General features: G+C 41.0%; 5 protein-coding genes. 4 read left to right on the forward strand and 1 reads right to left on the reverse strand.

What is annotated here, in order from left to right:
• Positions 1 to 178 precede the first annotated feature (178 nt).
• The 4 genes from BACCELL_RS19525 (at position 179) to BACCELL_RS19540 (ending at position 5205) form a co-directional block, all read left to right on the forward strand.
• Positions 179 to 1354 carry a cation:proton antiporter family protein gene (locus tag BACCELL_RS19525; RefSeq protein ID WP_007213751.1) on the forward strand — a complete coding sequence of 392 codons (1176 nt, stop codon included), beginning with the start codon at positions 179 to 181 and terminating at the stop codon, positions 1352 to 1354.
• A gap of 54 nt (positions 1355 to 1408) precedes the next feature.
• Complete coding sequence (nhaA, locus tag BACCELL_RS19530) at positions 1409 to 2728, forward strand: Na+/H+ antiporter NhaA (protein WP_007213752.1); 1320 nt, start codon at positions 1409 to 1411, stop codon at positions 2726 to 2728.
• Positions 2729 to 3112: 384 nt separating this feature from the next.
• Positions 3113 to 3481 carry a BlaI/MecI/CopY family transcriptional regulator gene (locus BACCELL_RS19535; RefSeq protein WP_007213754.1) on the forward strand — a complete coding sequence of 123 codons (369 nt, stop codon included), beginning with the start codon at positions 3113 to 3115 and terminating at the stop codon, positions 3479 to 3481.
• 32 nt (positions 3482 to 3513) lie between these two features.
• Positions 3514 to 5205, forward strand: a complete 1692-nt coding sequence (locus tag BACCELL_RS19540; protein ID WP_007213755.1) for a M56 family metallopeptidase — start codon at positions 3514 to 3516, stop codon at positions 5203 to 5205.
• 103 nt (positions 5206 to 5308) lie between these two features.
• Here BACCELL_RS19540 and xpt read toward each other — a convergent pair whose 3' ends face one another.
• A complete protein-coding gene (xpt, locus tag BACCELL_RS19545; protein ID WP_007213756.1) occupies positions 5309 to 5875 on the reverse strand; it encodes a xanthine phosphoribosyltransferase in 567 nt (188 codons plus the stop codon).
• Positions 5876 to 6028 lie beyond the last annotated feature (153 nt).

A 6028-nucleotide genomic window follows, 5' to 3' on the forward strand; every position in this document is an offset into this window, starting at 1 on the left:
AAACGTATGAAGCAGATTGGTAATGTTGAAGTGCCGCAGAAAGCGTTCCTTGCGGTGTTGAAATTAGATTAATATAAAAAAGCATAAAAGCTGATTCATATTAGTCCGGGGGATTGTTCTCTTTCTGTAGGACTGTCTTGACAATCCCCTTTGTTTTGAAAATTCTAACTAATAATAAATGAGAAAAGTTCTATCGTTTTCGGCCTTCCTGGTGGTAGGTCTCTTTATAGCGCAATATCTGCCTGCATGGTCAGGAAGTGATTATGGTACGGTGAAAACTGTATCTAATGTGTTACTATATATTTGTCTGGGATTCATTATGATCAATGTGGGACGTGAGTTTGAGGTGGACAAGTCCCGATGGCAAACGTACGCAAAAGATTATTTCGTTGCTATGGCTACGGCCGCCATGCCTTGGTTTCTGATTGCTATTTACTATATTTTTGTTTTACTTCCGCCGGAATACTGGAATAGTTGGGAGGCATGGAAAGAAAACTTGTTACTGAGTCGTTTTGCGGCTCCTACTTCCGCAGGTATATTATTCACTATGTTGGCTGCTATCGGACTAAAGTCCAGCTGGATCTACAAGAAGATTCAGGTGCTGGCCATCTTTGATGATTTGGATACCATCCTCTTGATGATTCCTTTGCAAATAATGATGATCGGACCTCGCTGGCAGTTGCTGGTAATTATCCTTATCGTCTTTCTGTTGCTTTCCTTCGGTTGGAAGAAACTGAGTAAATACAATATGCGGCAGGATTGGAAAGCCATTCTGTTTTATTCCGTTTTGGTGTTTGCCGCCACTCAATCGCTTTATCTTATTACAAAGAACTTATATGGAGAAGATGCCAGCATTCATATTGAGGTGTTGCTTCCGGCATTCGTTCTGGGTATGGTCATGAAACATAAGGATATTGATACGGCTTGGGAACGTAAAGCTTCAACCGGAATTTCATTTATCTTTATGTTCCTGGTTGGTATGAGTATGCCTCCGCTTCAAGGAATCAGTCTCCCTGGTGATACGGGGCTGGCTTCTGTAACCGGTTCTCAGGAAATGATGCCTTGGGCATTGATTATTGTACATGTGGTTATTGTATCGTTACTTTCCAATGTCGGTAAGTTATTTCCGGTATTCTTCTACCGCGACCGTAAATTGAGCGAACGTCTGGCACTTTCCATTGGTATGTTTACCCGTGGTGAGGTAGGGGCAGGAGTTATTTTCATTGCGTTGGGTTACAACTTGGGTGGTCCGGCATTAGTAATTTCTGTGCTTACTATTGTGTTAAATTTAATATTAACAGGTGTATTTGTACTTTGGGTTAAAAAGTTAGCGTTAATGAGCTATCAGGAATAGCTCGTTAACGGTGTCGGGATATCCCTTTGGAAATCTAATACTTAAATCGAATATATGATTATTCTACGTACTGTGAAAAACTTTTCGGCACTGAATGTGGCGGCGAGTATTTTATTATTCCTGACTGCTATTCTGGCAGCTATTGTTGCCAATTCTTCATTGGCTCCTGTGTATCAGAGTTTCCTGTCGCAGGAGTTGCATTTGCGTATAGGTGATTTTAACTTGCTTTCGCATGGCGGTCATAATCTGACCATGATTGAGTTTATCAATGACTGTCTGATGACGATTTTCTTTTTAGCTGTGGGGTTAGAGATAAAACGCGAGTTACTGGTAGGAGAGTTATCCTCTTTCAGGAAAGCTATTCTGCCGTTCATTGCAGCATGTGGAGGAATGATATTTCCGGTTCTGGTTTATTATTTTCTGGTAACTCCCGGTACTCCTGAAACACAAGGCATGGCTATTCCTATGGCTACGGATATTGCCTTTTCATTGGGAGTGCTTAGTCTGCTGGGCAAGCGCGTACCGTTGAGTCTGAAGATTTTCCTGACTGCTTTTGCTGTGGTAGATGATATTGGTGGTATTCTGGTGATTGCCATTTTTTATAGCTCCGAGGTTGCTTACGGTTATTTGATTGTAGCTGCCATACTTTATACGTTCTTATATTATATGGGAAAGTTTGGTATGACACAGAAGATCTTCTTTCTTTTCTTTGGCATTATTATCTGGTATTTATTCCTGCAATCTGGCATCCACAGCACAATATCCGGTGTGATACTTGCATTTGTGATCCCCGCCCGTCCACGGCTGGATGCGGGTAAATATATCCGGCGTATCCGGGCTATTGTCAGTTCTTTCCCGGTGGTACAATCTGATAACATTGTATTGACAAACGAACAGATTGCTACATTAAAGCAAGTGGAGCGGGCTTCGGATCGTGTGATAAGTCCTTTACAATCTTTGGAGGATAACTTGCATGGAGCTGTGAATTTTGTCATTCTTCCTTTATTTGCTTTTGCCAATGCAGGAGTTGTTTTTAGCGGTGGCGGAGAAGTTATAGGAAATGTAGGTCTTGCTGTTGGCTTAGGTCTTCTTTTGGGTAAGTTTTTGGGAATTTATCTTTTCACCTGGCTGACTATTAAAAGCGGGCTTGCCCGTATGCCCGAAGGTATGAACTGGAAAAATATTGCAGGCGTGTCATTGCTGGGTGGCGTTGGATTTACGGTGTCATTGTTCATAGCCAATCTTTCTTTCTCTGATGCTTATCCGGAACTGCTGAATCAAGCTAAATTCGGTGTGTTGTGTGGTACTATTATTGCCGGAATACTGGGATATGTGGTACTGAACCAGGCATTGCTAAAGAAAAAGAAAGTATAAATAAGAGTACGAAACCTATCTTCGTATTGCAAAAGAAGTTTCATTGCTTGAAACCATTAGTTCCAAGCGATGGAACTCTCAGTTTCAAGGCATGAAACCTTCAGTTCCAAACGGTGAAACTGTTGGTTTCAAATGATGAAACATCTTGTTTCTTATAATGAACTTACATTCAGGACTGAATGTATTTGATTTCTCTTCTGCTGCAAACAATCCTTGCCCTTATACTTCTTCTCTTTTTCTATATATAATAAGGTGTATTTACTATCTACTAATAATATTAGTTAAACTACTTGTTTTGTTAGTTGAATAACTAATAGTATTAGTTGTTTGTTTAAAACTAATTCCTATCTTTGCGTTGTTCACCCAAATAAACCTGAAAATATTATGAAACGATTAACTGCTAAAGAAGAGGAAATCATGCAAATGTTCTGGGAACATGGTCCGATGTTTGTTCGTGAATTGCTGGCTTTTTATGAAGAGCCGAAACCTCATTATAATACCGTATCTACCTTAGTTAGAGGATTAGAGGAAAAAGGCTTTGTGAAATACAAGGCCTATGGTAACACGTATCAGTACTATGCGGCTGTTTCCGATAAAGAATATAAGCGTTCTGCACTGAATGACGTAGTAGCCCAATACTATAATAACTCTTATACCAATGTTGTATCTACATTTATTGAAGAAGAGGGTATGTCGGTAGACGAGTTAAAAGCGTTGATAGCAGAGATCGAAAGTAAAAAGTCGAACAGATAGAAATAGAGTTATACCCGGCAAATAAATAGATCATGGGAACTATATTGTTTTATATATTTGAGTCTACCTTATGCCTGACAATCCTGTACTTTCTGTTCAGATTGTTTTTCAGGAAAGATACGCTGTTCCGTACGAACCGTTTTTTGTTGCTGGCAGGAACGATGGCATGTACGTTACTTCCATTGCTGCAAATAGATGTTCCTCAATATACAACCTTGCAGTTGCCAATAACTACTGTAAGACATTTATTGACTGAGAAGGAAATAGATGTTCAAAGAGAAGGAGGAACGGGTGAAAAGCATTTGTCTGAAGAAGCAAGTCTTTTGATGGCAGAGAAAGGGGAGGGTATAGAGGGAGATCGTACGAATGTGATTCATACTATTCCTGTGATCTGGCTGTTGGGCAGTTGTTATTTTATCGGGGCTTTGATAGTGCTTGCTTTCCTCTTGCTTTCTACCATCCGTATGCGCCGGCTTATCCGGAGCTATCCTGCCTGTAATTACGGGAAATACAAGCTGGTCATCTGTCCGGAGAAGATAGTCTCTTTCAGTTGGGGGCATACCATTGTCCTGTCACAGGAGGATTACGAACGGAACCCCGGAGAAATCCTGTTGCATGAGCAAATGCACCTGCAACATAGACATACATTGGATTTACTTTGGATGGAATGTATCGTTATATTCCATTGGTTCAATCCTGCCGCATGGCTCCTGATGCGTGAACTTCGTGAAGTGCATGAATATGAAGCCGATAATGGCGTTATTAATAATGGCATCGATGCAACAGAATATCAACTCTTGCTAGTGAAGAAGTCCGTGGGTACAAGGCTCTACTCTATGGCTTGCGGGTTCAATCACAGCAAACTTAAAAATCGTATCACAATGATGTTAAAAAGAAGAACAAACAATTGGGCGCGTTTGAAGCTATTGCTTTTTGTGCCCGTAGCTGCCGGAACGCTTTATGCATTTGCGCGTCCGGAAGTTAAAAAGACAGTGGAGCAGGCGATAAACGCGTCTGCGAGTGTGAAACAAAATTCAGTTCAGGAGAGCGAGTTGCAACAGTTGGAGGCTTTCTTCACTCGTAAAGCGAACGATGCTATGGGCGGAAAGATGGAGTCTCAGACTGAGAAATCAACGGATTGTTTTTATAGTTTCTTTGTAAATATGAGAAATAAGATGATGCTGAATCAGGAATTGATTAAGGAATATGATGTGGAAACCTTATCAGCCCGTCTTAAGGATCTCTTGAGGAAAGAATATAGGAAAGTTGCAAATACGGATAAAAGGCAGGTTCCCGGTTTATTTGTGAGATATGACCGTGGTTCGTCATCCACCGCTATCACTTCTTACCTGCGCACCATAAAAGAGGCTTATCTACAAGTTCGTGGAGAAATTTCCGGAGAGTTAGGCGGAGTTTCCGAAGCTCGTTTAGATAGTTTGCTTCCTATATTCGTTTCTTTTGGAGAACCTAAGATTTACAGTTCTAAATATAAGACGGCTTCGGATATATTTTTACCCATAGAAGTATCTTTGTATCCGAAAGGAGGTACAAGCTCAGTGATAAAGAATCCTTCTCTTCAGGAATTGGAATTGAAGTTAAAGGATTACCGAACGGTTGCCAACAGCGATGGATTATCAGTGGGACTGAAGTTTGATAAAGATGTTACTATGGGAATCGTGGAAGATGTGAAAGAAGTTATTTGGACAACTTTGTCCCATAAATAATGCTTTACTGAATAAAAATAGATACTCGGATTATAACGAAACAGCCGACTTGTTGATTCATCAACAAGCCGGCTGTAAGTTTATAGATGTATGATAAATACTTTTACCTGATTTTAATTTCGCAATTGTCAAGGCTCTCAATAATCGCCAGAGACTCCACATGAATACCTTGCTCACGAAGTTCGTCACCTCCATGCTGAAAGGCTTTTTCTATGATGAAGCCCATGCCCACCAGTTCGGCTCCGGCCTGTTTCACAAGCTCCATGATACCTTTGGCAGCATTTCCGTTGGCCAGGAAATCATCGATGAAAAGTACCCGGTCGCCCGGACGGAGAAAGTCTTTACTGACACATACATCATAAGAGCGTTGCTTGGTGAAAGAATAGACAGAAGTAACCAGCATGTTCTCCATAGTGCTCGGCTTTTTCTTTTTTGCGAAGACTACGGGTAATTCCAATAAATAACCTACCATAATGGCGGGAGCGATACCGCTGGCTTCTACCGTGATAATTTTGTTGATTGGGGTGGAGGCAAAACGTCTGACGAACTCCACACCGATGGATTTCATCAGGATAGGGTCCATCTGGTGGTTGATGAAGTTATCTACTTTCAGTATACCTCCGGGGTAGCATCTTCCATCTTTCAGGATACGGTCTTTTAGGATTTTCATGTTTTATATATCTTAATTTGGATTGTCTATTTGTCCTGTCCGTTTTCTTCCTCCTCCGTTTCCTCTTCTTTGGGCAGCAGTCTTGCTGATATTCGTTTTTTAGGAGTCAGACTCATATTACGCAGCAGTTCGGCCTGTCTTACCACACTGCCG

The organism is Bacteroides cellulosilyticus DSM 14838 (assembly GCF_000158035.1).
Lineage (GTDB): Bacteria > Bacteroidota > Bacteroidia > Bacteroidales > Bacteroidaceae > Bacteroides > Bacteroides cellulosilyticus.